The sequence below is a fragment of the Paenibacillus sp. ALJ109b genome (assembly GCF_010747435.1).
Lineage (GTDB): Bacteria > Bacillota > Bacilli > Paenibacillales > Paenibacillaceae > Paenibacillus > Paenibacillus taichungensis.
In genome coordinates this window covers 1-26,564 of sequence record NZ_JAAIFP010000014.1, presented here as the reverse complement: position 1 = coordinate 26,564, position 26,564 = coordinate 1, and the positions used below count along the sequence as shown (strand labels likewise).

General features: G+C 44.3%; 20 protein-coding genes and 1 riboswitch. Of the genes, 5 read left to right on the top strand and 15 right to left on the bottom strand.

The window, feature by feature from the left end; genetic code table 11:
- Nucleotides 1-118: 118 nt before the first annotated feature.
- The 3 genes from G3352_RS15915 to G3352_RS15905 form a co-directional block, all read right to left on the bottom strand.
- The gene (locus G3352_RS15915; protein WP_063562812.1) at nucleotides 119-787 is read right to left on the bottom strand and encodes a 3D domain-containing protein; all 669 of its coding nucleotides are present in this window, start codon (nucleotides 785-787) and stop codon (nucleotides 119-121) included.
- A 2-nt stretch (nucleotides 788-789) separates the two neighbouring features.
- A riboswitch (cyclic di-AMP (ydaO/yuaA leader) is annotated at nucleotides 790-987 on the bottom strand.
- A gap of 284 nt (nucleotides 988-1,271) precedes the next feature.
- Nucleotides 1,272-1,994 carry an amino acid ABC transporter ATP-binding protein gene (locus G3352_RS15910; RefSeq protein ID WP_099856261.1) on the bottom strand — a complete coding sequence of 241 codons (723 nt, stop codon included), beginning with the start codon at nucleotides 1,992-1,994 and terminating at the stop codon, nucleotides 1,272-1,274.
- Nucleotides 1,981-3,438: an ABC transporter substrate-binding protein/permease gene (locus G3352_RS15905; protein ID WP_163757905.1), complete on the bottom strand. Its 1,458-nt coding sequence runs from the start codon at nucleotides 3,436-3,438 to the stop codon at nucleotides 1,981-1,983. The genes G3352_RS15910 and G3352_RS15905 overlap by 14 nt, the downstream gene beginning before the upstream one ends.
- Nucleotides 3,439-3,620: 182 nt before the next feature.
- On the opposite strand from G3352_RS15905, the gene G3352_RS15900 reads away from it, so the two are divergent.
- Together G3352_RS15900 and G3352_RS15895 are read left to right on the top strand one after the other, a co-directional pair.
- Entirely contained in the window at nucleotides 3,621-4,796 is a 1,176-nt protein-coding gene (locus G3352_RS15900) for a M20 family metallopeptidase (RefSeq protein ID WP_163757903.1), read from the top strand.
- Nucleotides 4,797-5,042: 246 nt separating this feature from the next.
- Nucleotides 5,043-6,794, top strand: a complete 1,752-nt coding sequence (locus G3352_RS15895; protein ID WP_163757967.1) for an alpha-glycosidase — start codon at nucleotides 5,043-5,045, stop codon at nucleotides 6,792-6,794.
- 92 nt (nucleotides 6,795-6,886) lie between these two features.
- On the opposite strand, the gene G3352_RS15890 is transcribed toward G3352_RS15895, so the two are convergent.
- The 4 genes from G3352_RS15890 to glgB form a co-directional block, all read right to left on the bottom strand.
- A complete protein-coding gene (locus G3352_RS15890; RefSeq protein WP_163757901.1) occupies nucleotides 6,887-7,567 on the bottom strand; it encodes a NosD domain-containing protein in 681 nt (226 codons plus the stop codon).
- A gap of 4 nt (nucleotides 7,568-7,571) precedes the next feature.
- Nucleotides 7,572-8,597 (bottom strand): right-handed parallel beta-helix repeat-containing protein, encoded by a 1,026-nt coding sequence (locus G3352_RS15885; RefSeq protein ID WP_163757899.1) that lies wholly within the window; start codon nucleotides 8,595-8,597, stop codon nucleotides 7,572-7,574.
- A gap of 73 nt (nucleotides 8,598-8,670) precedes the next feature.
- Nucleotides 8,671-10,113 carry a glycogen synthase GlgA gene (gene glgA, locus G3352_RS15880; RefSeq protein ID WP_163757897.1) on the bottom strand — a complete coding sequence of 481 codons (1,443 nt, stop codon included), beginning with the start codon at nucleotides 10,111-10,113 and terminating at the stop codon, nucleotides 8,671-8,673.
- On the bottom strand, nucleotides 10,110-12,167 hold the full coding sequence (glgB, locus tag G3352_RS15875) for a 1,4-alpha-glucan branching protein GlgB (protein WP_275898432.1): 2,058 nt from the start codon (nucleotides 12,165-12,167) through the stop codon (nucleotides 10,110-10,112). Before glgB ends, glgA begins: the two co-directional genes overlap by 4 nt.
- 159 nt (nucleotides 12,168-12,326) lie before the next feature.
- Between glgB and G3352_RS15870 the strand changes: the two genes are divergently transcribed.
- Nucleotides 12,327-13,553 carry a glucose-1-phosphate adenylyltransferase gene (locus tag G3352_RS15870; RefSeq protein WP_163757895.1) on the top strand — a complete coding sequence of 409 codons (1,227 nt, stop codon included), beginning with the start codon at nucleotides 12,327-12,329 and terminating at the stop codon, nucleotides 13,551-13,553.
- 66 nt (nucleotides 13,554-13,619) lie between these two features.
- Here the strand turns inward: G3352_RS15870 and G3352_RS15865 are convergent, their stop codons facing one another.
- The 5 genes from G3352_RS15865 to G3352_RS15845 form a co-directional block, all read right to left on the bottom strand.
- The gene (locus G3352_RS15865; RefSeq protein WP_163757893.1) at nucleotides 13,620-15,119 is read right to left on the bottom strand and encodes a sensor histidine kinase; all 1,500 of its coding nucleotides are present in this window, start codon (nucleotides 15,117-15,119) and stop codon (nucleotides 13,620-13,622) included.
- Entirely contained in the window at nucleotides 15,116-15,814 is a 699-nt protein-coding gene (locus G3352_RS15860) for a response regulator transcription factor (RefSeq protein WP_063562821.1), read from the bottom strand. Before G3352_RS15860 ends, G3352_RS15865 begins: the two co-directional genes overlap by 4 nt.
- Nucleotides 15,807-17,021, bottom strand: a complete 1,215-nt coding sequence (locus tag G3352_RS15855; RefSeq protein ID WP_205524894.1) for a hypothetical protein — start codon at nucleotides 17,019-17,021, stop codon at nucleotides 15,807-15,809. Before G3352_RS15855 ends, G3352_RS15860 begins: the two co-directional genes overlap by 8 nt.
- Nucleotides 17,022-17,148: 127 nt before the next feature.
- A complete protein-coding gene (locus G3352_RS15850; protein ID WP_024634002.1) occupies nucleotides 17,149-17,874 on the bottom strand; it encodes a phosphonate ABC transporter ATP-binding protein in 726 nt (241 codons plus the stop codon).
- Between the two features lie 83 nt (nucleotides 17,875-17,957).
- A complete protein-coding gene (locus G3352_RS15845; RefSeq protein ID WP_163757889.1) occupies nucleotides 17,958-19,157 on the bottom strand; it encodes an MFS transporter in 1,200 nt (399 codons plus the stop codon).
- A 201-nt stretch (nucleotides 19,158-19,358) separates the two neighbouring features.
- Here G3352_RS15845 and G3352_RS15840 point away from each other — a divergent pair, with 201 nt between their 5' ends.
- Both G3352_RS15840 and G3352_RS15835 read left to right on the top strand, forming a co-directional pair.
- Complete coding sequence (locus G3352_RS15840) at nucleotides 19,359-20,279, top strand: ArsR/SmtB family transcription factor (RefSeq protein WP_163757887.1); 921 nt, start codon at nucleotides 19,359-19,361, stop codon at nucleotides 20,277-20,279.
- A 42-nt stretch (nucleotides 20,280-20,321) separates the two neighbouring features.
- The gene (locus G3352_RS15835; protein WP_163757885.1) at nucleotides 20,322-21,086 is read left to right on the top strand and encodes an HAD family hydrolase; all 765 of its coding nucleotides are present in this window, start codon (nucleotides 20,322-20,324) and stop codon (nucleotides 21,084-21,086) included.
- An 88-nt stretch (nucleotides 21,087-21,174) separates the two neighbouring features.
- Here G3352_RS15835 and G3352_RS15830 read toward each other — a convergent pair whose 3' ends face one another.
- The 3 genes from G3352_RS15830 to G3352_RS15820 all read right to left on the bottom strand — a co-directional run bounded on the left by G3352_RS15830 (nucleotide 21,175) and on the right by G3352_RS15820 (nucleotide 25,909).
- A complete protein-coding gene (locus G3352_RS15830) occupies nucleotides 21,175-23,523 on the bottom strand; it encodes a type IA DNA topoisomerase (protein WP_163757883.1) in 2,349 nt (782 codons plus the stop codon).
- A gap of 125 nt (nucleotides 23,524-23,648) precedes the next feature.
- A complete protein-coding gene (fur, locus tag G3352_RS15825; protein ID WP_205524893.1) occupies nucleotides 23,649-24,140 on the bottom strand; it encodes a ferric iron uptake transcriptional regulator in 492 nt (163 codons plus the stop codon).
- A 281-nt stretch (nucleotides 24,141-24,421) separates the two neighbouring features.
- Nucleotides 24,422-25,909, bottom strand: coding sequence for a glutamate synthase subunit beta (locus G3352_RS15820; protein WP_024633996.1), 1,488 nt, complete (start codon nucleotides 25,907-25,909; stop codon nucleotides 24,422-24,424).
- Nucleotides 25,910-26,564: the final 655 nt, after the last annotated feature.

Below are 26,564 nucleotides of genomic sequence, written 5' to 3'. Positions count from 1 at the left end.
AAAACGGATATTCAAAAGGGTGTCCTTCAATCACATTATTGTGATTGGAGAACACCCTTTATTGTTTAATTTAGATTAAGTTGGAGTCACATATGATGATGTGCAGCTCGCTTTGATTTTATTTCAAAATGTAAAGTTCAACATCCTGAATACCAAATGTGCTCACGGATTGCTTGCTGCCAGGAATAAAGATATCGATCTTGTGACCTTTAATGGCACTGCCCACATCACGAGCCGTAGCGACAAATGCCTGTTTTGGCAGTCCTGGATGTGTATGACCTGTAACCAGTACCTTTGTACCCAATGGAATGATACTTGGGTCTACTGCAATGGTACCCAATTCAAGCGGATTACCGAAGTAATCCACAGCACCCCATCCTCCATTTTCGGAAGCATCGGCGGAGTATGCTGTTGCTTTGACGTCGACAGCTTTGCTGTAATCAAACGTTTTTCCCCAGGCTTGTACAACTTTACTATCTGCATTAACGTCAAGGCTTGCGGCAGTTACCGTTTTGGCCTCCGTTTTAGCTGCTGCAGCAGAGGCTGTGTTCGTTGTTTTACCAGGGATCGTAATTTTCAAACCACCATAAATGTTGTAAGCTGAAATGTCATTATTAGCTTTAATAAGAGCGTTAAGTCCAACTCCATATTGTTTGGATAAGGTGTAGAAGGTATCCCCCTCTTTGGCCACATGAACTGAATCAGCATGAGCCGGAACGGCCTGAATGAGCATTGCTGCTGTCAGCAAAGCTGTTGCTGTTTTGGCTATACGTTTCTTGTTAATCATGGTCTTCCTCCCTCATTATGCCTGCGAAGTTAGTTGTCGGATTCGGATGGAGGAAACCACCCTATAGGTTCAATTACATTTAAGAATTTATGTAGCCCTAATTCACCCCAAGCCGTGTGCAAATAATTCTTCCCCTAGCACACTCTGCATCATTACATCCCCCACACTCCCAACTCCGGAAGTTTCGGCAGGAACAAATATATCACAATTTTGTAACCAGGAGTCGTAGTAAATGTTACCATCTGGCTAATTCACTTCAACATTTTTGCTGAATTCAAGCGACTTTTTCAAAAAAATGTCTGTTTAAGCTATTATCGTTTATGACAGAAACGTTACTTTTTATGTAATTCCGTGCGTATCCTTACATAACAAAACAATCCCTGCCGACGGTTCGTCGACAGGGATGTATGAGGGGATGAAATTCTCATCCAAAGTATAGATTTTGCCTTTTCATCTTGATCTTCATCCTTATTAATTGGATGGATTAGAGCACTTTAGCGAGGAAGTCACGTGTACGTGCATGCTTGGGCTCGCCAAACACTTCAGCAGGCGTTCCTTCTTCTACAATAACCCCGCCATCCATGAACAGGATACGGTCTCCTACTTCGCGTGCGAAGCCCATCTCATGCGTTACAATAACCATGGTCATGCCGCCCTCTGCAAGCCGCTTCATGACATCCAGTACTTCACCGACCATTTCAGGGTCCAGTGCAGACGTTGGCTCGTCAAAGAGCATGACATGCGGCTGCATCGCAAGCGCTCTTGCAATAGCGATCCGTTGTTTCTGTCCACCGGACAGCTGATTCGGATAGGCGTCTTTTTTGTCAGACAGGCCAACCGTCTTGAGCAAATCTGCGCAGATTTGTTCCGCTTCTTGTGCAGATTGTTTTTTCACTTTAATGGGAGCAATCGTAATATTCTGCTGCACCGTTTTGTGCGGAAACAGATTGAAATGCTGGAATACCATCCCCATTTTTTCACGAGTTGCATTAATGTTATGTTTGGGGTCAGTGATCGACACACCTTCAAAATTAATTTCGCCGGAAGTTGGCTGCTCCAGCAGGTTCAGGCAGCGCAAAAAGGTACTTTTCCCCGATCCGGACGGACCGATGACCACGACAACCTCGCCTTTGCCAATTGTTACGTTAATGCCCTTGAGCACATCGTTATTTCCATATGATTTGTGTAATTGTCTAACGTCTATCACTTGCACTCAACTTCCTTTCCAGTCGACCCAGCAGCTTGGACAAAATGAACGTCAGCACAAAGTAAATGGCCGCTGCAATCAGGAATGGATTCATTCCTTGGTACGTAATGTTTTTGACTACACTTGCTTGGTACATAATGTCCACCATACCAATAACCGAGATGATGGAAGATTCCTTGATAATGGTCACGAACTCATTACCGATCGCCGGCAACACCGCTTTGAATGCTTGTGGAAGCACAATGAAGCGCATTGCCGCACCTCTGCCCATTCCCAGGGAACGAGCTGCTTCCAACTGGCCACGATCCACACCCTGTATACCAGCACGAAAAATCTCGGCAAGATAGGCACCACTATTAATGGATAGTGTGATAATCCCCGCCTGAAGAGCCGAGAAATTAATCCCAAAGGTCAATGAAACGCCGTAATAGATAATCATCAATTGTACCAGCATTGGCGTCCCACGAATGACCTCAACATAAGCTGTTCCGATCCAGCGCAAAATGGCGATGTCATGCAAACGGAACAGACAGATGATCAAACCGATAATTACCCCGAAGATTACACCGAGTGCAGACAGTAAGAGGGTGTAGCCCACACCTGTTGCATAAAAGCTTTTGTACTGCCAGAATACTTCGAAAATGTTTTGTTTACTCTTCTCTGCCATCAACTTGCTTGCTTCAGTAACCATCTGATCGATTTTATTTTCGCTTTTCAGACGTTCGAGCGTTCCGTTCACTGCATTCAGCAATTCCGTATTGCCCTTACGAATCCCGATTGCCGCTTCGGCCTGCTCTTCATCCGGAATAGCTGGAGCTAATCCAATTACATCATCCAGGTAACCGGCAGCTACCGTATCCTCAACGATTGCAGCATTTACACGATTGGTCTGCAATTGCAGTACGATATCAGATATTTTATCAAGTGCTGTCAGTTTTGCGCCTGGGATCCCCTGGCCAATCGTTTCCTGAATGGATCCTTTTTGGACACCAATTTTTTCATTTTCCAGATCAGCCATGGTTGGATATTTATCTTTATCCGCATTGCGAATCATGATGACTTGCTTTGATTTATAATAGGTATCGGAGAAGTCAATGCTTTGTCTACGATCATCCGTTGGCGTCATTCCCGAGATGACCATATCCACCCGACCACTCTGCAACGCAGGAAGAAGTCCGTCAAAACCCATGTCCTCTATTACAAGTTCTGCGCCAAGATCGGCAGCAATTTCTTTAGCAATCGAAATATCAAATCCGACAATTTGGTCTTTACCATCAATAACTTTATGGAATTCATATGGTGCAAAATCGGCACTTGTACCTAGCACCAGCTTTTTACTGCCTGAATTGCTTGTAGTTCCCGTTGCCAACGCAACAGGTGCAACCGTAGTTAGCAAGACCACAAAAGCTAGCAGCATCATGGTGTAACGACTAATCAATTTCAACCCTGTTCTCCCCTTATAATACTTTGTATGCTTTCTGTTGTTGATGCCTGAGTCATTATAAAGTAGAATGCATGATTATGCAATGCATTTCGACAGGATTCGATTACAGCCCGTTTCTGAAAAATAACCGCAACTATGATATAATTATTGAATTATTTTCATTTTTGCTTAAGGAGTCCACCATGACACATACCAAAACACAAATTCTAACTGTTATTGATCAATATGCTTCCCGTTTTAAGGAGATTTCATCATACATTGGTGCCAATCCCGAACTTGGTAACGAAGAATACCTTGCCTCTGCTCGGTTAAAAGAAGAACTTGCCTACCATGGTTTTTCCGTAGAGGCTCCTGTCCTTGGCTTGGACACCGCATTTATCGGTACGTATGCTGCTTCCAAACCAGGTCCGACTATTGCCCTGTTATGTGAATACGACGCACTTCCGGAAATCGGTCATGCTTGTGGGCACCATCTAATCTGTATGATGAGCCTCGGAGCAGCGGTAGGTCTGAAGTCTATACTGGATGAAGTCGGCGGAACATTAAAAGTGTTCGGTACACCAGCGGAAGAAACGCGTGGGGCCAAAGTGCCTATGGCTGAAGCGGGATTGTTCGATGACTGTGATGTCGCACTAATGGCGCACCCTTATTACGCCTATGAGAAATCTGGCAGCTCCCTGGCTATTGATGCTGTACAATTTGAATTCCATGGGAAATCTTCACATGCTGCTGCAAGTCCACATGAAGGCATTAACGCCCTAGATGCAGTAATCCAGACTTTTAATGGTATTAATGCGTTCCGTCAACAAGTGAAAAGCACGGTTCGTATTCATGGGGTTATCAATAGCGGAGGACAGGCAGCCAACATTATACCTGATTACGCTTCTGCCCAGTTCTATGTACGTGCCTCGACCAGAAAAGAATTGAATATTCTAACCCAACGCGTAATTCAGATCGCGGAAGGTTCTGCTCTGCAAACGGGATGCCGGCTTGTTACATCTAATTATGAGACTTCCTATGATGAGATGGTCACGAATGAATCGTTATCTGCTGCTTTTAGTGCTAATCTGCTTGAACTCGGCATTTCTCAAGAGGAGATCGTTAGTGGTAACGACCATGGTTCCATGGATATTGGTAACGTATCCTTGCGTTGTCCTGCGATCCATCCTTATATCCGTGTTGTGGACGAAGTTCATACGCTTCATTCCATTGAATTCCGGGATCTGGCGTTACAGGAACGGGCCCTAGACGGTATGATCCTTGGAGCCAAGGCAATTGCTGCAACTGCTTATGATGTTCTTACACAGCCTGAGCTGCTGCAAACCATTCAAACAGAGTTTAAGCAAGCAAGCCGCTAAGTTTTTCGCAAAATGCTGCGCATTAACATTAGGGTGTTCTGCAGGACCTGCATTTCAGGTCTTAAGGAGCACCCTTTTTGTTTTATCATAAATACGTATATACGGACACAAGCTGGAAATGCTGTGAAAAGAAAACGTTGAAAAATGTTGAAATACTTACATTTAGCGGCTGCTTTAATGGTTCACATGCTGTCTAACTTGGTTATTTATAGCTATAACTTTATCTTGAGCTCAGGAGGTGTTGTCATGCTGCTCGAAGCGATGTATCACGTTCCCCGCGATAAATGGGCTTATGCTTATAATCCCTCGACGATTCACCTGCGTGTACGAACGAAGAGAGACGATGTACAATATGTGACCGCACTGACTGGTGATAAATACGATTGGAATGGAACCTATAAGGAAATTCAATTGGAAAAAGCGGCTTCAGACAGTATGTTTGATTATTGGGAAACTGCAGCTAAGCCCAAATTCAAACGTCTGACTTACATCTTCCGTATTACCGCTGGTACCGAAAATATATATCTGGCTGATAACGGAATTCATTTTGCTCCCCCTTACCCTACAGGAGGATATTATGAATTTTCCTACATTCATGAAATCGATGTATTTAAGGTTCCCGAATGGGCTAAAGAAGCTGTGTTCTACCAAATCATGACCGAAAGGTTTGCTAATGGAAATCCGGACCTGAACCCGGAAGGAACGCAGGAATGGGGCGGCCGACCTGAACTGGATAACTACTTTGGCGGAGACCTGCAAGGTGTTCTCAATCATCTGGATGATCTGACTAAACTCGGTGTTAATGCCATTTACTTTACCCCTCTGTTCCAAGCAAACTCCTACCATAAATACGATACCGTTGATTATAAAAAAGTAGACCCTCAATTCGGGGACAATGAAATGCTCAAAAAAGTAGCAGAACAATGTCATCGCCGTGGAATCCGTGTCATGCTAGATGCGGTGTTTAACCATTGCAGCGAAGACTTCCCTCCTTTTCAGGATGTCCTGAAGAACGGCAAAAACTCCAAATATGCAGACTGGTTTCATATTAATGAATATCCGGTGCAGATCAAGGATGGTATACCAACCTACGATACCTTTGGATTTTATGGCAATATGCCCAAGTTCAATACCGCCAATCCCGAAGTAAAAGACTATTTGCTAGATGTGGCTGAATACTGGATCAAGGAGATTAAACTAGACGGTTGGCGACTCGATGTTGCGAATGAAGTGGATAACCATTTCTGGCGCGATTTCCGCAAAGTAGTCAAAACCGCCAATCCGGAAGCCTATATTGTAGGCGAAGTTTGGAGTGATTCTCTGACATGGCTTATGGGAGATCAATTTGATTCCGTGATGAACTACCCTTTTGCTGACAAGGTGCTTGAATTCTTCTGTGGCTCTATGGATGGTTATAACTTTGCTAACGAGATGGGATCACTCATTATGCGTTACCCGCAACAGACAAATGAAGTTATCTTCAACATGCTGTGCAGTCATGACACCCCACGTCTGCTTACTCGAGCTGGAGAAGACAAACGCAGATTAAAATTATCGGTTGTGTTTCTTTTCACTTATATTGGTACGCCTTGTATATTCTATGGAGATGAGGTTGGTATACGCGGAGAAGGTGATCCGGATTGCCGTAAATGCATGCAATGGGATCCTGCCAAGCAAGATCAGGAGCTTTATGACTTCTACCGTTTGATGATTGATTTACGTAAAAGTAATGAAGCTCTGCGCAAAGGTCGCTTCCGTTTTTTGAAGGCCGATCGCAATGATCCATGCATCATTTATGAACGTATGGACGACACCCTACACTTTACGGTATGGATGAACAATACTCCACAAGAACGTACCCTGTCACATCCGATGGAAACCAAGGACTGGAAAGATGCTCTAACCGAAGATGCTGTTGTTCCCACCAATGGAATGATGAATATTAAACTTGATCCTTACGGATACCGTATTTTGTATAGACAATTGGAACCGAGCTAACTACTTGCCAGAAAAACTCCTGAAAAATTGAATGACCCTTTAATGATCATCGGATGCTTCAGGAGTTTTCTGACGAAGAGCTGAAGTTTAGGCTATAACTTCGTCGTTTTCAAATCCCCTTTTGCATCTATGGTTATTTTCCACCGCGTAGAATTTGGACCAAGCATGACTATTTCATTTACTAATTGATATAACGTTCCATTATTGTCTTTAACCAGATCAACGAATATGTTTTTCCCATTTGTAAAGGGACTTGCACCAAAGAGATAACGTCCCGTCGCACTTGCCGCAACCATCAGCATGTTATCTCTTATGATGTTTCCCTCCACCGTGTTATTAACCATGTCCAGATGCACTGCCCACCATGATCCTTCATATTTCAAGCGATTTCCAGTAACGATATTGTTGGAGCCACGTAATTGAATACATGTGCCTTTTCCTACAACTGAATTGTGAGAAAAGGTACAATCATTATGCAAACTGACCATTCGGTCAGGATTGGTCGTCTCAAAGCCAGGCTCAATGATGTTGCTCGATGCAATCACTCCATTGGAAATATCCATGGCTATGCCCGCTTGGGCAATGTAATTGCCTTTCACGATTATATGACCATCCGCGACAATTCCCCAGTGTTTTCCTCTTGGGATAATGATGTTGTCTGATATAATTCCAATGTCCATGCCTTCTGCACCTGTACTCGTTTTCGCTTCAATGGCAGCAGTAGCACTTGGCCTAGAGATGGTGTCGATCAGGTTGCCTTGGATTACAAACAAATGGTTACTTCGACTGTTGGGATTGTATCGGGAGGGAAAGAAAGAAAGAAACTGAAATGACAGAAGTGATTTTGATATCCTTAAATACATTAGAGGTTACAAATGCGCCTTCGAAACCGATAAGCCCCACACCAAAAGCTGTTCCAATCAGGCTATTACCATGTATATGCAGGTATTTGGCTCCAGTCTCGCCTCCTTCATTGTTACAGGTAATCCCACCACCGACTGTAGGCATATTATTCACTTGTTGTCCACCTGAAAAAACAGCATAATCTTGATCACTGGATAATATAGGAGTGTGCAGAAAGTTATCGGTAATCGCAACATGCCATGTTCCCTTGACCAGGATGCCATCCCCAAGATAGCGATAACAGTCATTCTCACGAATCACCACAAAAACCAAATGACTCCGAACCGCAATCGGTTCTTCTCCCAAGTGATGAAGCTTATTGTTTCTTATGACGACATTTCTGGCGGGATTGTCTTGACTGCTGGAACCATTGACCCCAATCCCATCGGTAAATTTACTAATATCGTTATGCTGCAACAGTACATTGCTCGAATTCTCGATGTATAAACCTGTCTTGCTTTTACTCCAAGCTGCTTGAGTCGTACGAACCAAGGTCAAGCCACTTATCTCTACATGATTGCTTCCTTCGATTCTGATTCCCTGATCCGAGACCTCCAATATTGCGCCTGGCAACGCTTTGATGATGACAGACCTTCCACTAAACGTATAGAACCAGCCCGTCTTGACAACGTTATAGTGCCCTGGCGTAAATAATAAAACATCACCTTCCTGTGCTGAGTCAAAAAAAGCTTTGATCTGGGCAGTCTGATCGCTTCCATCTCCGGGAGCAAAACTCCTCACATTAATAAAACTGCCTGTCAGCGTGGATTGCATAGCGGCAAAATTTCCCATGATCTGGCCAAACATTTCATTCATTTTAACGGCATTATATCCATCGGCACTGCTTAGAGCCTGCAAATTAGGATTGTAATTAGAGGTAAAATTAATGTAGTTGTTCATTTTAAATTCGCCTCCTCTTATGATCGTACAAAAAAGCCACAGTACAAATATACTGCGGCTCATTTGTGCAAAACTATTTCACAGATTCAAGCGTTATGCGGCGATAAATATCCATATACTCCTCAGCTGAGACGTTCCAGCTGTAGTCTCCGCTCATTGCATTTTTCACGATCTTTTTCCAGTGCTCGGGCTGACGGTAAAACTCCTCAGCACGGCGAATGGTGTTCATCATATCATGGGCATTAAAGCTGGTAAAAGAGAATCCATTCCCCTCACCGCTGAATTCATTGTATGCCTGCACCGTATCGTTCAGACCCCCTGTTTCCCGGACAAGTGGTACACTGCCATAACGAAGTGCAAGCAACTGGCTAATGCCACATGGCTCGAACCTCGATGGCATCAAGAACAGATCACTGCCGGCATAAAAACGGCGGGATAATCCATCATTGAATGTAATCTGAGCAGACATTTTCAGCGGATAACGATTAGCTGCCTCACGGAACCAGTGCTCATAAGCCGGATCCCCGGTACCCAATACTGCAAATTGAATGTCATCATAGTATAATAATTCATCCAATACACGACATACCAAATCCAAACCTTTGGAATCCACAAGCCTTGTAACCATCACCATAAGTGGAGCATCCGGACGTACAGGCAATCCTAATTCCTTTTGCAGCTCGATCTTATTCTCGATTTTCTTGGACAGGCTGGTTCTGTATTTAACCGCAATTTTATTGTCCGCTGCGGGGTTGTAACTCTTGGTATCAATACCGTTAACAATCCCACTGAAACGATCACCCAATGAACTGAGCAATCCATCCAGACCATAGCCATAGTAGGAGGTTTGTACTTCCTTGGCGTAGGTAGGGCTGACGGTCGTTACATGATCCGCAAAAACGATTCCTGCTTTCAGGAAATTGACATTGCCATAATATTCTGCCCCATCCACCGTGAAATACCGATCATCCAGCTCAAGCAGATCACTGAATAAATCATGTGGAAACACACCTTGATATAACAGGTTATGTATCGTAAAAACCGTTCTCATTTCACTGTAAAAAGGATCATGAGCATAGTGAGCTTCCAGTAGTAAAGGAATCATCCCCGCGTGCCAATCGTGACTGTGCAGCACATCCGGCTTAAACTCAATTTGCGGCAACACCTCAAGAACAGCGCGATTGAAGAAGGCAAAACGCTCCCCGTCATCCATATACCCATACACGCCATCCCGTCCAAAATAGTATTCATTGTCCACAAAGTAGACAGGAATCCCGTCATGGACCAGCATCTCTACTCCACAATACGGTCTACGCCAACCAAGAGGAACATCTGTCGTGATGACAGGCTCCATTGCCTCTTTATACTCATCCGGAATGCCCTTATATTTGGGTAAAATGACTCGAACATCTGCCCCACTCTTCTTTAATGCCTGTGGTAATGCGCCGATGACGTCAGCAAGGCCTCCTGTTTTGATAAATGGATGTACTTCAGCAGCAGCAAATAGAATATTCATGCCTTCGTCCTCCTTTTGGGTTTAACTGTAGTGCTGTCTGTGGTTTTACTGGTTTTAGTGGTACTGGCTTTTGCTCTGACGGATTGAACTTCAAGGGGCAATGCATCCGTTTTCCGACGTGTGTTCTTTTTTAAAATAACTACGCTTAGCGGTGGCAAAACAACTTCCAAACTATGTGGTTGCCCATGAAAAGGAATCTTTTCAGTAGTAAGCTGCATATCATTGATAATGCCTGATCCGCCGTAATCGGAATGATCACTGTTCAGAACTTCGGTATACATACCGGGACGCATGACACCAATCCGGTAACGCTCCCGCTTGACTGGCTGAAAGTTAATGAGCACAAGGAGTGTATCCGCAGGTTTTTTTCCTTTGCGCACATATGAAATGACACTTTGGTCCTGATCATCTGGAGTGATCCATTCATAACCGTCAAAGGAATGATCAAGCTCCCACAAAGCTTTTTCGCCCAAGTATAGCTCGGACAGATCCCGTTCAAACTTGTGGAGTTTACGGTGACTGTCGTAGTTCAGCAAAAACCAGTCCAGTTGATCTTCATCTTTCCATTCGATAAACTGGCCGAATTCTCCACCCATAAACAGCAGTTTTTTGCCTGGGAATGTCATAAAGTACCCCATGAAGGCACGCATGCCGGCAAACTTCTGCTCGTATGTTCCTGGCATCTTGTCTAGGAGCGACTTTTTGCCATGAACGACCTCGTCATGAGACAGAGGAAGCACGTAATTTTCAGCAAAGGAGTATACGACCGGGAATGTCAGCAAATGATGTTTGGAAGGGCGTTCGTGAAAATCGGATTCGATGTAATCAAGTGTATCGTTCATCCAACCCATGTTCCATTTGTAGTTGAAACCTAGTCCACCCTGATCTACTGGCGAAGTAACCATTGGCCATGCACTGGATTCTTCTGCCATCATTAGTGCATAGGGAAAGTACTTGAAGACTGTTTCATTCAACTGCTGCAAAAAAGCAACAGCTTCCTTGTTTTCCAGGCCACCTTCGTTATTTGTTCGGTATTGTCCTGGTTGCTTTTCGAAATCCAACTTAAGCATACTGGTTACGGCATCGACTCGAAGTCCGTCGAAGTGGTACATTTCCATCCAGTACAACGCATTAGAGATCAAAAACGAACGAATTTCAGGTTTAGAGTAGTCAAAGCTGAGGGTGCCCCAGCCTGGTCTCTCTGCTAACAGTGGATCTGCATATTCATACAAAGGCGTTCCATCAAACAAACGCAAGCCATGCGCATCTTTGGCAAAATGTGCAGGGACCCAATCGAGTAATACGCCTATTCCTGCCTGATGTAGAGTATCAATCAGATACATCAGATCTTTAGGATGCCCGTAACGGCTGGTTGGCGCATAAAATCCAGTGTTCTGATATCCCCACGAAAGGTCGTAAGGATGTTCACTCAGGGGCATCATCTCAACATGGGTATATTTCATCTCCAATAAATAAGGAACAAGCAATTCCGCAAGTTCACGATAACTGTAGAGAGTTCCGTCTTCTTTCCGTTTCCAGGTTCCAGCGTGCATTTCATAAATATGTAGAGGTTTGTTATACACGCCTCGTTGTTTACGTCTCCATGCGCCATCATTCCATTTGTAACCTTCAATGGAGCTTGTGACTGATGCCGTACGCGGACGAACTTCCGCCTGGAAAGCATAAGGGTCCGCTTTGAGCAATTCGGTTCCATCTTCCGTTAATATACGGAATTTGTATAAAGTTCCTTCACTGATTTCCGGAATAAAACGACTCCAAAATCCAGAATCGGGTATCTTATATAAAGGTTCCTGTTCACCTTTCCAACCATTACGGTCTAAAGCCAGTCCGACTTCTGTAGCATTCGGAGCCCACACAGTAAAACGATACCCCTGACGATGATCTTCGATCGCAGGCTGTGCGCCCATTATTCGATAACTGTGATGAAGGTTTCCTTCATGAAACAAATAAATGTGCTCCGGTGAAATTTCCGGGTTTGTTAACGGTTGAATGGCCAAGAGATCACCTTCTTCTCCAGAAAATAGATATAACATTAACCATTACCCCATTCTAGCCAAGTTGAAAAGAAAAATGCGGTGTGTAAAAAAATGTTGTAATTTTTCAGGATTTTTACAGTATACATCGTTTCAATAGCTCCGCATTGCGTTTATGTATGTACTACACTGGACAAATATCTTGGGAGGGAAACGATTATGTTTAATAAAGATTGCATCGCTATGCTGTTGGCGGGAGGAGAAGGGAAAAGATTAGCCCCTTTAACCTCAAGTATCGCAAAACCCGCTGTACCGTTTGGCGGGCACTACCGGATTATCGATTTTCCCCTCAGCAATTGCGTTAACTCAGGAATCGATACTGTAGGTGTTTTGACGCAATACCAAGCTGATTCATTGCATGATCACATTGGTGGTGGAGAACCTTGGGGACATGGTACTTCAAGTGAGGCAGGAATTTCCTTACTTCCATCTTATCATACAGGAAATGACGAATACTTGGGAACCGCGGATGCTATTTATAAAAATATTGACTATATTGACCAACAAAACCCCGAAAATGTTCTAATTTTGTCGGGTGACCATATCTATCATATGAATTATCGTGAAATGCTGGAAGCTCATACCGCTAATGAAGCGGTAGCGACGATCTCCGTTATGGAGGTTCCATGGGAAGAAGCCCATCGCTTCGGCATTATGGCAGCGGATGAGAATCTGAGAGTTACCGAGTTTGCTGAGAAACCGTCCGAACCGAAAAGTAATCTGGCTTCCATGGGCATTTACATGTTTAAATGGGAATACCTGAAGCGTCACCTGCTTGAAGATGCCGCTAATCCGGAATCCAGCCATGACTTCGGTAAAGATGTGATTCCTCAAATGTTGAATGAGAATACCCCTCTCTTCGTATATAACTTTAATGGTTATTGGAAAGACGTGGGTACTGTGAAGAGTTTATGGGATGCTCATATGGATCTGCTTCATAACGATGAAGACTGGAGCCTGCAAAAAGAAGACTGGCCGATGTTTACTCGCGACTGGAGAACTAAACCAAGTGCATACAAAGCACGTCAGACACGTGCTGAGCTCCTGCACTCCATGATCCATGAATCCTGCGCCATTGATGGCCGGGCTGAACGTTCTGTTATTTTCTGCGGAGCCGAAGTTGGTAAAGGTTCTGAGGTTAAAGATAGCGTGATTATGCCAAATGCACGGGTAGGTCGCGGTGTTCACATCGAACGCGCCATAATTGGTGAAGGTGCCATTATCAAAGACGGTGCCATTGTCAAAGGCACGGCGGATGAAATCGTGGTTGTCGGACCGAATGAGATTGTCTCCGCCAAACCGGCTGTGCGCACACAACCTGTACGCATGCTGAAAGATGTTTATGAAAAAAGCGGGCGTCTGCGCGCTGGTGAACTTTCTTCATAAGCATAAAGAAAAGGCGAGCCATATATGGCTCGCCTTTTTGATGCGAAAACAAACTTTATGCAGAAATCAATTTTTTTTCGAATCAGATTCTGCTTGAGTTAACTTCGTATCGAGAGTCACTTCGGCTTCATCATTCTGCTGTATGGTTTCCTCCACCGTCTCTTCCTCCGGTAAAGCTGGTAACGACACCGTAACTGTTGTTCCGGTTCCGAGTTCACTTTGCATGATAATTGTTCCCTCATGCAGTTCTACCAGTTCCTGCGTAATAGCAAGTCCGAGCCCTGTTCCACCGTTCTGGTGATCGACCTGGAAGAAGCGATCACGTACCTTGATTAAATGTTCTTCACTGATACCAATACCCGTATCCTGCACAGCAGCTATAATCTGTCCGTCTTCTTCTTTGACCGATAAAAAGATCCAGGAATTCTCATGGGAGAATTTAATCGCATTGTCTACAATGTTCAGAAAGACTTGTTTTAGTCTGTTACCATCCCCAAAAACATTGAAAGCACGATTTTCATCGCTTTCCAACTTGAGATGTATCTGTTTTTGCTCAGCTTTTGCCCAAACATTCAACATGGTTTCCTGAACAATCTCACGAATGCTGACGGTTCCTTTCACCAACTTCATCTGATTTTGCTGCAATTTGGAGAAATCGAGCATCTCTTCTACAAGTCCGATCAGACGCTCCGTTTCTTTAGAGATAATACTCATTCCAATTCTTGTTTCATCCGGATCGTATCCACCGGAATCCAGCGTCTCACTCCATCCTTTAATACTGGTCAGGGGCGTTCGCAATTCATGAGAAATGGAAGAAATAAAATCGTCTTTGATCTGATTGCTGCGCACAATTTCATGTGCCATAAAATTCAGAGTAGATGCCAGTTCACCTAATTCATGTTTGTAGTTGCCCTTAACTCTGACATCTAGACGTCCTCGTGCCATCTGAGCGGACACTGCCGTAATATTATTAATTGGACGTACAATGGAATTGGCCATACCAATACTAATGATCAAAACAATTGCGAGTACGCCCACCCCAACTGCAATCGCAAGCATCCCCATGAACAATAACTTGGAATTGACATTTTCGAGCGATGTTAGGTATCGAATAACATACGTATTTTCGCCGCCTAGATCAAACTTGTGAGAAACGGCCATGACCTGTTCTCCTGTGCCTGGTTGTCTGCCTACCCAACGTCCCATACTGCCATTTAACGCCTGTTGGATATCACTCGTTTGCAGCACGGCACGGTCAGATTCAAAAGCAGTCGAACTCGCTAGCACATGACCGTTCAGATCCAGAATCTCAAGTTCTGTATTAGATAATTCCAAATTAACAAGTAGTCTGGACAGATTATTTCCATCTTCCGAATTACTCTCACGAGCTAGAGGCTCAAAAAAATCCTTCGAATTGGAGATATGGGTACTGATTGTATTGTAGATGCTCTCATAATAATATCGTTGCACCGCCAGCATAAATACAAATTCCACCAACAGCAGAGCCAGAAAAACTACAATGAAGTAATGTAGTACAATCTGCCGTGTGATGCCTTTTTTGATCATTGATCCCGGCCCTTCCATTTGTAACCGTGACCCCATACAGTCTGCAGGTATTCAGGTTCGGAAGGATTATTCTCAATTTTCTGGCGCAAGCGGCGAATGTTTACGTCCACGATTTTAGGATCACCCATATACTCTTTGCCCCATACATGATCCAGCAGCACATCTCGACTAAGAGGAGTATTTTCTTTTTCCAAGAAAAATTGAATTAAGGAAAATTCAGTTGGTGTTAACTCAATTAATTCATTTTGTTTCTTGAATTGCTTGGAAATCAGATCCAAAGAAAATGGACCAGATTGGAATGTAACCTTGGCAGCGGTCTCCCGGTGAACGTTCACCCGGCGAAGCAAAGACTGGATACGTGCAATGAGCTCGGTTGGACTGAACGGCTTACTTACGTGATCGTCCGCTCCAACTGATAGCGCATATACCTTGTCCTGCTCCTGTACTTTGGCTGTGAGGAAAATAATTCCCAAACGTTCATTCGTCTCACGAATACGACGACACACTTCGAATCCGTCAATTCCAGGAACCATAACATCTAGCAAAGCCAAGTCGATATCTGGCACGGATTGCAGAATGCGAAGCGCCTCGTGTCCATCTCCCGCTTCGAGCACTTCGAACCCGTTTCTCTTCAAATTAATAACAATAAAACTGCGGATGGATTCTTCATCCTCTAGAATAAGTACTTTACTCATTAAGTTCTTCCTTTCTATTCAGTTGCGGTATATTGTCAAGCAATCCACCATCGGCATCCAGTTGTGCACCGCGGGAAGCAATGACCCGATCATTTGTCCGGGTAATCTCTTTCCAACTTTTGCCTTTTTCCTGTTCCCACTGCGAAAGCGTGAAATATTTTATTTCACCTACGGTTTCATCGGTATCAATCATTTTAAAACGAATGTATTTTTCTTTTTCCGATTTGGTATCAATGGTAATCTTCCCATACCACTCCGCCTTCAGATTCAAGTGGAATAAGTCAGCATCATCCCGATATTGGAATGAGACAAATTTCTTATCATCCTTGCCATCCCATTGATAAAAGGTATAGAACCACATCCGGGAATCAAATACGTAATGCTCCCAGCCTTTAGGCGTTTCCTTCAAGCCAAACTCAATAATACCATCATTGTCGACATCACCGCTTAAAATTTTGTCATCTCTGTAAGTTTGATCAGGCGATTTAAAAGCATTCACTAACTTGTTATCTTTTACGTATATGATCTGTGAAAATGTACTTCGGTCATCCAGCTCTGAATCCAGTACAATACCCACTTTATCTTTGGCAATCTGACCACCGAGAGCATTGTATATCTCTTTCACGGTGTAGTCCGTCTGCATTCTGTCAACTTCCTTGAAACTTCCTTCGTCGTACTGATACAACGCAATAGATGCAAATCCACTATTGTTCAGGGATACGATTGCGAAATCATTTTTCTTGTCCCCGTTTAGATCGAGGGTGTTCCCTTGAACATCATCTATAATATATTGATTATACGGAACACCACCCAACACTTGTTCCAGTGCTCCAGCTTTATAAGAATAGGCGGTTAACGCTTTCTGTTCTTGTAAACTTACGCCCAGGATAATATCTGGATTCCCATCATTGGTAATGTCCAATACTTTGAACGATTGCAGTTCATTTCCCGGAACATCAAATGTCAACTTCTTAACCCATGAATCCCCTTGCTCCTCCAATAACATGCCATGAATTCGCACGTTCTCATTCGGAGTCTCATAGAAAACGATGGCTTCCCGAGTACCATCTCCGTTTAGGTCTTCTACACGAATCATACTGGTATTATTCATGTCTTTGGGGCGAATTAATTTGCTTTCGGGTGGCTGTTCCCGCTGAACCACATTTAGTAATTTTTCTTTGTCTGTAGACATCATTGGTTTTCTCATCAAACCCTTAGGATCGCTTATGACAGTACATCCGCTAAGGACTGAACCGAGCAAGATACTCACTGCTCCCCCCGCTAACAGGCGCCCCCACCGTGAATTAAGCAAATTCATCACTCTTTTCAATAGTTTAAATCATATTTTTTTCTTGCTGTGTCAACCGCCGTCCACGTATATCAAAAGCAATCTTGCCTTCCGCAAGACCCCAGATGCGGGTAGCATGTTTCTCTGCCATTTCAATCGGCAATACTGCAATCACGGTAGCCCGTTCCTCTTCGCACAATTTGCGCAGTGTTTCCAGCACCGTATCTGCTGTATGAGGATCAAGTCCGATGACAGGCTCATCCGCCAAAACAACTTTGGCGCCATGCGCAAGCGCTCTGGCAATGGCAACACGCTGCTTCTCGCCACCACTGAGCTTCTCTGCCGTCTGGTGTGCTTTATCCAGCAATCCGAGCCCTTCCAGATAATCCATCGCACCCATATAATCATCAGAACGAACCATACCTGTTACCATTCTCCACAAAGGCGTTTGACCAGACCGACCGATCAATACATTTTTCAAAGCTGTACGTCTCGGATACAATTGCGGATTCTGTTCCAAGTAAGCCCATTCCCGTTTAATTTTCCGTTTTCCGGACCAACCTTCTTTTATAATCTCGGCTCCGTCCACCGTAAATCGACCACTATCCCATTTTTCCATCATAGCAAGGCATTTAAGCAGCATGCTTTTCCCGCTGCCACTCGAGCCTACTACACCAATCATTTCTCCCTGTTGCATATCGAATCGTATATCCCGCAGAACCGGAACACGGTCCGCTCCAACGGATTTGCTTAAACCCTCAACTCTGATCATCGCGATGTCTCCTCTTGTCCATGTTTTTCCCTACTACTAGTGTACTCGGAAATGGACATCAATTTCCATGCGAACACCAGCTTCTATTTTACCACAGATTCGAGCATAGGTTTACGACGAAATAATACACCTGCTGCACCAAAAAGAAGATACATGAATCCAAGCAAAATAAACATGCTTCCTGGTGAAATCCAGTTGATTACTTGGCCACCCAGATTAGGTCCAATGATGCTTCCGATTGTAAAATGAAATGAGGCCACCACGTTCGCTGCAGGCAGGAGCGCTTTTGGCAAAATATCTGCGGCATAAGCCAGGCCAAGCGAAAAAAATGAACCTACAAGCCCTCCTGCTATGGTCAACAGCACAAGTGTCCACCAGAAATGTATGCCTGCCACAGGAACCAGCATGAAGATGATACCGCCAGTAATGCCGGCAAACATTAACGTTTGCTTTCGACCATAACGGTCACTCAACATGCCTAGAGGTAATTGCAGGAACAGACCACCGATTCCGACAAAAGGCAGTAATGACGATATCTGATTGGCATCCAAACCAATACGCAGTCCGTATACCGGAAAATTGCTGTTCATCCCGGCTTCCATGTACCCGTACAACAACGCAGGCAACAGCGCATACCATGCCCAGGCCAGGCTGCGACGGAAACGTCGTTCAGGCAGTTGTCCATGTTCAGCCTTTTCAGGCTTCGTATCGGGAAGCTTCATTAATACAAGGATAAGTACCGCAGCCATACATACGAATAATACCCAGAATGGAACGGCATCCCCAAACCCAAGCAGCTTTATTCCCAATGGGCCAATACTGAATCCTAAACCATAGGACATGCCATATAAAGAGATGTAACGTCCGCGTTTTTCGGGTGCGGTCACCAGTAGCACCCATAATTGGGCAGAATAATGGAGTGCACTATCCCCGATTCCGACGACGAGACGCAATATGAACCAAATTTTGATATCCGGAAAATAAGGAAACAGAATCAGGGGAATCATGACAAATAACAGTCCGCCGATAATCAGCTTTTTGAAACCAACAGCTCCCAGTAACCGTTCCGCCACCAGTGTCATGGCAAAAGAGCCAACGTACAGTGCGGCTGCATTCAATCCATTTAAACCGGGTGAGACTCCTTTTTGCTCCAAAAAAATCGAGAGCACCGGTAACAAAAGGCCCTGGCTAATCCCCGCCACAACAATAACGGTAATCAGAATGAGATAGTTTGATGTAGAATGTGATAATTTGGGGGTGGTTATAGATGACACAAAAATCATTCCTCCTGCAAGCAAACAAAGAAAAATCGCCATCACTGACGACCTTTCAGATGTTATATCTATTCTATTGATCATGTATGGTTACGCCAGGGGGTTTGCCCTGGACTTGAACATTATAGTGGACAACGCCCTGCAAAACAAGCCATAATAGTACTTAAGTCGCTGCGTACATTTAGATGTGACGGGAGGATTCTGCATCATATGGCTTATCATGTTAAAATCGATGTTTCACCGATATATGAAATGCTCAACAGCTTTTTGGTCTATGTAACGAAAAAGTGGATTCAACATCTGGATGTTGGCCCCGAATGGATCATTGAGGTGGAAGGCAAACTAAGTTCCAATGTTCGAGCAGCGCTCGCACCTGCTGCCACCTGGCCTTTTGATGACTTTGATGTATTATTTGCATGGGCGGCCTATCGGAACACTTCTAATGAGAATATTGATTTTCTGGATATGCTTGCTGGACTAACAGCCGAAGAGCTGTTCGCACGCGTATCTGTTCTGCTTCCCCATCTTACAATAGAAGAATCTACACGTATTCGGGATAGCTATGTTCCACTTTTACGACTCTGGGATCAGCATTACTGCCAGAATATGAGTGATGATTATCGTACCTGGCTCGAGGAAGACGCTGAAGAGAAACGCGTACTGCTTGATAAAATGGGGCCTGAACTCCTTATTGAATACGCTACTGCGGGTGTTCTGGTTGAACCGATGCCTGGACTGGATGAAGTTATCCTGTTTCCAACCGTCCACAACCGTCCTATTAATATGTACTGCTTCTATGAGGGCATGATGATCATGCAGTATCCTGTAGACGCACCCGAAGAGGATGAAGACCAACCACCAACCTGTCTGCTTCGTTTCACACATGCCCTGGCTGATCCGGAAAGACTCCGTCTTCTCCGATACGTTTCAGGTGAACCAAAGTCGCTCGCTGAGATGTGTGAGGAACTGGGCAAAGACGAGGATATGGTTAAAGATCAAGTTATGGCATTACGCATCGCCGGACTATTACGAACCCATCTGCTCGGCAGTAATCGCAAAGAGAAATACAGTATTCGACCAGATGGCGTATCTGAATTGAACATGTTCCTGGAATCTTATATTCGCATATAAAATATGAACAACTGTGCTGCTGCTGCAAGGAGTGAATTGGATATGAAAATAATAAAACAACATATTTTGTTTGATCTAGATGATACACTCGTGTATTGCAATAAATATTTCAACCTAGTGCTTGGTGAATTCTTCGAGAACATGCAGGAGTGGTTTGACGGACATGCACTAACAGTTCAACAAATTAGGGAGAAACAGCTGGAGATTGATGTAACCGGGGTCAACAAACTGGGATTTGCAAGTCACCATTTCCCTCAATCCCTTATTGATACCTACCGTTACTTCTCCCAGAAGTTCTCAAAACCCACCTCTCATCAAGAAGAGTCTTACCTCACCAAATTGGGAATGAGTGTATATGACCAAGAGGTTGAGCCTTATCCTCATATGGTCGAAACGCTTGAGAATCTTAAATCGGCTGGACATGCCCTCTACCTGTACACAGGTGGAGAAACCGTAATTCAGCAGCGGAAGATTGACCAGATGAAGCTCTCGGCTTATTTCGATGACCGGATCTATATTCGGCAACATAAGAACATTGAAGCGCTTGAAGGTATTCTCTCTACTGGACCGTTTGAGCGTCGTGTAACTTGGATGATTGGAAACTCACTACGTACAGACATCATGCCAGCAGTGACGGCCGGCATCCATAGCATATATATCAAACAGCCGAGCGAATGGCAATATAACATGGTGGAGCTTCAACCTAATCCCGAGACATCGATGTATACCATCACTGCCCTGGAAGAGGTACCGAAGGTCATCCATGAAAACATACAACAGCAGCAACAAAAAAGGACCCTTGGATAAGGGTCCTTTTCTTATTGTTTAATGATATTTAATTTGGCGCTGGTATATCAGGCTGCACGTTCTTCTTTCTGCTTTTACATCCAAAGCCTTATGCATCCTGCTTTTCCGCAGATAGTTTGCCGGTTACCTTATCTTGCAAAATAATACGAGCTTTCACCGTACTTCCGTCTTTTCGTTTAAAAGCCAGTACTTGAGTACTCCCCTTTTCAATCAACGCTTTCAACATCGTACTGGTGATTTTCTTGCCGACGTACTCTTTCCATATGACAAACCCGCAGCCTTCCTTGAAACGTGTACAGCCATAACCTTTCTTACCTTCAATAATCTGACCGGTACAACCCGGTGATGGACAGGATGCCAGCGTTTCACGAACGCCCGGTTGACTGGAAGTCGAAGATCGAATTTGTGCCGTCGCGTTCGCGACACTGCCAGTTCTGGATGAAGCTCCCGACGTTTGACGTGAAGTCTTCGAACCTGCTCTGGTCCCCGAGCCCGTACCTGATGTCTTGGCAGAAGTTGTCCTGGTGCTGGTTTTCTGGGTTTTGGCTCCCTTGCCTTTACCCCGGCCCCCACGTGTATCTTCCCCAAAAGCATCCGCTGGTGCCGGTGCCTGCACACGTACTTTATCAATAATGGACATCGTAAATTTTTTGACGTTCTCCATAAATTTGTCCTGGCCCGCTTCACCTTTGGAAATTTGGTACAATCGTCTTTCCCACTGGCCCGTCATTTCAGGCGAGGTTAACAGATCTACGCCTGCCTTGCGGATCAACTCGATGGCTGTCCGGCCCTTCAACGTCAGTTGCATCTTTTTACCCTGCATTGTAATGTAACCCACGTTTTTGAGTCGTTCGATCGTTGCCGCACGTGTCGCAGGTGTACCTAGTCCACTGTCTTTCATTGCATCACGTAGCTCTTCATTCTCAATCTGTTTCCCTGCACTCTCCATTGCTTTTAGCAACGTTCCCTCAGTATAACTCTTGGGAGGCTGTGTCGCCTTCTCCTTGAATTCACTCTTGGTACATTGAACAGGCAATTCAGGTTGAACAGCAAATGCCTTGTCTGTCCATTCCTCTGCTTCCTCTTCTTCGTTGCTGTTTTTCTTTGTCTTTTTCTTGCCTGTCTGCTCCTGATCTGAAGACCCCAGTACCACCTTCCACCCCAGTGACAGCAGTTCTTTCACAGATGTCTTGAACTGGTGCTTCTCAACGTCAGTGAGCACGGTATGCTGCTTATACTCTGCTGGTGGATAGAAATGAGATAAGAAACGTCTTACGATCAGATCATAGATATTCTGTTCATCCTTAGATAACGTACCCGGTCGTTTCAATGTAGGCAAAATCGCATGGTGATCCTCAACTCTGGACGGGTTACATACACCCTTGTTACCTTTATGAACAAGTTCAGGTTTCGCTCCTTGCGCCAGTTCACTATAGGGTCCATTTTTAAGCAGATTCAGCGTTTTGTGCATACCTTCAATATTCTGTTCCGTAACATAGTTTGAATTGGTCCGTGGATAAGAAATCACTTTATGTTTCTCATAAAGTGCCTGTGCAATATCCAACGTTTTCTTCGCCCCATATCCATACTTCGCATTTGCTTCACGCTGCAAAAGGGTCAGATCATACAACCGGTATGGATACTCCTTGGTCTGTTTTGCTTCGTACTTGGTAATCTGTCCCGTCTTCCCCTTCACACTGGTCGCAATCGATTCAGCAACGGCGGGGTCGGTCAGCTTGTCCCCTTGACGTAATCCCCTGTACTCCACTCCTTCTTGACGAAACCATGCAGCTACTTCATAAAAGGTCTGGGACTGGAACGCTTCAATCTCGATTTCCCGATCATAGATCAGGGCCAGTACCGGAGTCTGCACCCGGCCTACAGAGAGCAAGGCATTGTGTCGGGTAGTGAAAGCCCGAGATGCATTCATGCCAATCAGCCAATCCGCTTCACTACGAGCTCTGGCAGCATGGGTCAAATTCTCAAATTCTGAGGCATCTTTCAAACCGTCAAAACCACGTTTAATACTCTCAGCGGTCAGATCCGATATCCACAGCCGTTTGACAGGCTGACGCAGCTTCAACTGTTGTTGAATTAAGGCAAAAATATACTGTCCCTCTCGCCCTGCATCACAAGCATTAACGATGGCTGACGCCCTTTTCGCAAGTTCTCCGATCATTTTCAGTTGATCTTTCGTTCTGGGGTTGGGTACGATCTTAAACTGATCCGGAATGATCGGCAGGTCGCCGATATTCCAGCGCTTGTACTTTGAATCATAGGCATCCGGTTCAGCAAGTCCCAATAGATGACCAATCGCCCAGGTGATAATGTAATGCTCACCTTCCAAATAATTGCGATTGTTCTTGGCTCTTGGTTCTATGACGGCGGCAATGGTTCGGCCCATGTCGGGCTTTTCCGCAATAACCAGTGTCTTCATCCGTCCATCTCTCCTCCTTCACCGTCCAGATGACGGCAAAAAGGGGCCTTCCGCCCACGGAAGCCCCTTGCTTCTGAAACTTATTATATCAGATTTTGGTTGCGGGAGCATCCTCCCCATTGGATTTACCCTGCTGCCTGTTCATTCAAAGCCTGCTTCACTCTGCACTCTTTGCATACGCCCTGAAAATCAAGCCGATGGTCTGTAACGGCAAAGCCGTATTGACGCTCGATTTGTTGTTCCAAACGAAGCAAACCATCCTCCATGATCTCTTCTACAGTGCCACACTCTGTGCAAATCAAATGATGATGGTGATGTGAGCCATCCGTACTTCGCAGGTCGAAGCGCGCAGCACCGTCACCAAAGTTAATCTTTTCTACGACCTGAAGATCACTAAGCAGTTCAAGCGTACGATATACGGTAGCCAAGCCAATCTCCGGGAATTGTTCCTTGACCAGCAGAAATACTTCCTCTGCGCTAAAATGATCCTTCTCATGTTCAAGTAATACACGTACTGTAACTTCTCGTTGTTGTGTCAGCTTATAACCTTTTGCAACCAACTGTTTTTTAATGTCATCAATCTGTTCTGAAATGGATTTGTCCCGGTTACTTGCCATAAAGATTGCACCTCCGGATATTATAATTTCACAATTCGTGTAGTTTTCAATTAAGTGTCATTACATTTCTTATTTATAATCATTATAATGTAATAATAAATCTTTATGAGATAAAAAGCAATGCTATACCTCACAGTTGTCTAAAATAATTGTAGCTGAACGTCTCTTGTTATCATAAAAACAACAAAAAACCCCCGCTAAATTGCGAGAGTTTTGTTGTATCAGTTATATATTTTATTCAAAAATTGCAAATCCATATCCATATGCGGCTCATTAACTCGTTATACGAGAACTGTAGCACCCATCAAGTATTTGTCCACTTCACGGGCAGCTTCACGGCCTTCATTAATTGCCCATACAACCAGACTTTGACCACGACGCATGTCACCTGCTGCAAATACTTTATCCACATTGGTATTGTATTTGCCGTAACGCGCCTTAACATTGGTACGACGGTCTGTTGCAAGTCCCAGTTGTTCCACCAAAGTCTGTTCCGGTCCGTCAAAACCGATAGCAATCATGGCCATTTGAGCTGGGAAGACACGCTCTGTACCCGGAATCGGCTGATAGATCTTACGTCCCGTCTCATCTACAATACGCTCGATTTGAACGGTGTGAAGTTCTTTGAGATTCCCCTCATCGTCACCCACAAATTTGGTCGTCATGATGGAGAACTCACGCGGGTCGTCACCGAACAATGCTTTCGCTTCTTCCTGTGCATAATCAAGAGTATATACGTTCGGGAATTGCGGCCAAGGGTTGTTAATACGATCCCGTTCCATAGGAGCCTGAGTATGTGTACCAAATTGTGTAATGCTCCGACAACCATGACGAAGTGATGTAGCTACACAGTCGGAACCTGTATCCCCGCCACCGATGACGATAACATCCTTGTCCTGTGCTGACAGGTAATTACCATCCTCCAGATTGGAGTCCAGGTAACTTTTGATGCTGCCATTCAGGAAATCCATGGCGTAATGTACGCCTTTCAAGTCACTGCCTTCAATGTTGAACTCACGTGGTTTGGTGGCGCCGCCGCACAGGACAACAGCATCATAATCATCCACCAGTTGCTGTGCAGCAATATCTTTGCCGATCTCCGTGTTAGTTACAAATTGAATGCCTTCTGCTTCCAACAAATCAACACGGCGCTGAACAACGTTTTTGTCCAATTTCATCGTAGGGATACCATACATCAGCAAACCGCCGACACGGTCGGAGCGCTCATATACCGTTACCGAGTGACCTGCTTTGTTCAACTGAGCTGCCGTAGCCAGTCCTGCTGGACCTGAACCTACAACTGCTACACGTTTACCCGTACGTTTCTCCGGAGGTTGGGGAACCACCCATCCTTCTTCAAAACCCTTTTCAATAATCGCTTCTTCAATCGTTTTGATGGTTACAGGTTCACCAATCAGTCCCACTGTACATGATCCTTCACAAGGAGCAGGACAGACACGACCTGTAAACTCAGGGAAATTATTCGTTTTGTGCAGACGATCAAGTGCTTCTCTCCACAAACCACGATACACCAGATTATTCCATTCTGGAATCAGGTTATGCACAGGACAGCCCGACGTTCCGCCAGTCATATCTATACCTGTATGGCAATACGGGGTACCACAATCCATGCATCGTGCACCTTGTGTTCTGAGCTCTTCTTCAGCCATATGTTTATGAAACTCTTCCCAATCCTTAACCCGCTCCGCTGGTTGGCGGTCCGCAGGTAGCTGCCGTTTGTATTCCATAAATCCAGTAGGTGTAGACATCTTACGTTTTCCCCCATCCGTTCTTGTCTTAATCCCTTCATCTGCATGGTTCTATATGAAATGGATTACTCATGTTTGAGTTTTTGTATATTGTATCACAAAATCTTCTCGAAGATATTTCAATTATAGTAGCACTTTGCATGCTGAATATTAAATGGATTATCCGAATAATTATTTGTATTTTATACATCATATCGTCCAAGTCTACCCATGGTCAATACCCTTAAAATGGTTATTCTTAATGTCTGACGATAGGAAACCAGGCGTTTAATTAATGAAAAAACGACAGTAACGTAATTTAAATGTAAGGTAATTTATCATTAGAAACAACATTTTTTGTTGTTTGAGGCTACCAAATCCGAACAATATCTGATTTTAGGGCTTTACAACGGTGAAACCCCACAATTTTTATACTTTTTTTACTAAAGAGAGATTAGAGGCTATGTATTACAATCATTTTCTTCGTTAATTAAACGTTATATTTATGTCATATATATGCGATTTCGTATTTATTTCATTTTATTTTTAAAAGAAAAGACGCTGTTCACGAATATTTCGTAAATCAGCGCCCTTATATTTCGTTTATAGCGTAAGTTTGGGCTCTTCTACTTCATCTTATGTCCCTCTTACCGTTTTCGTTCGTAGAACTCAAACG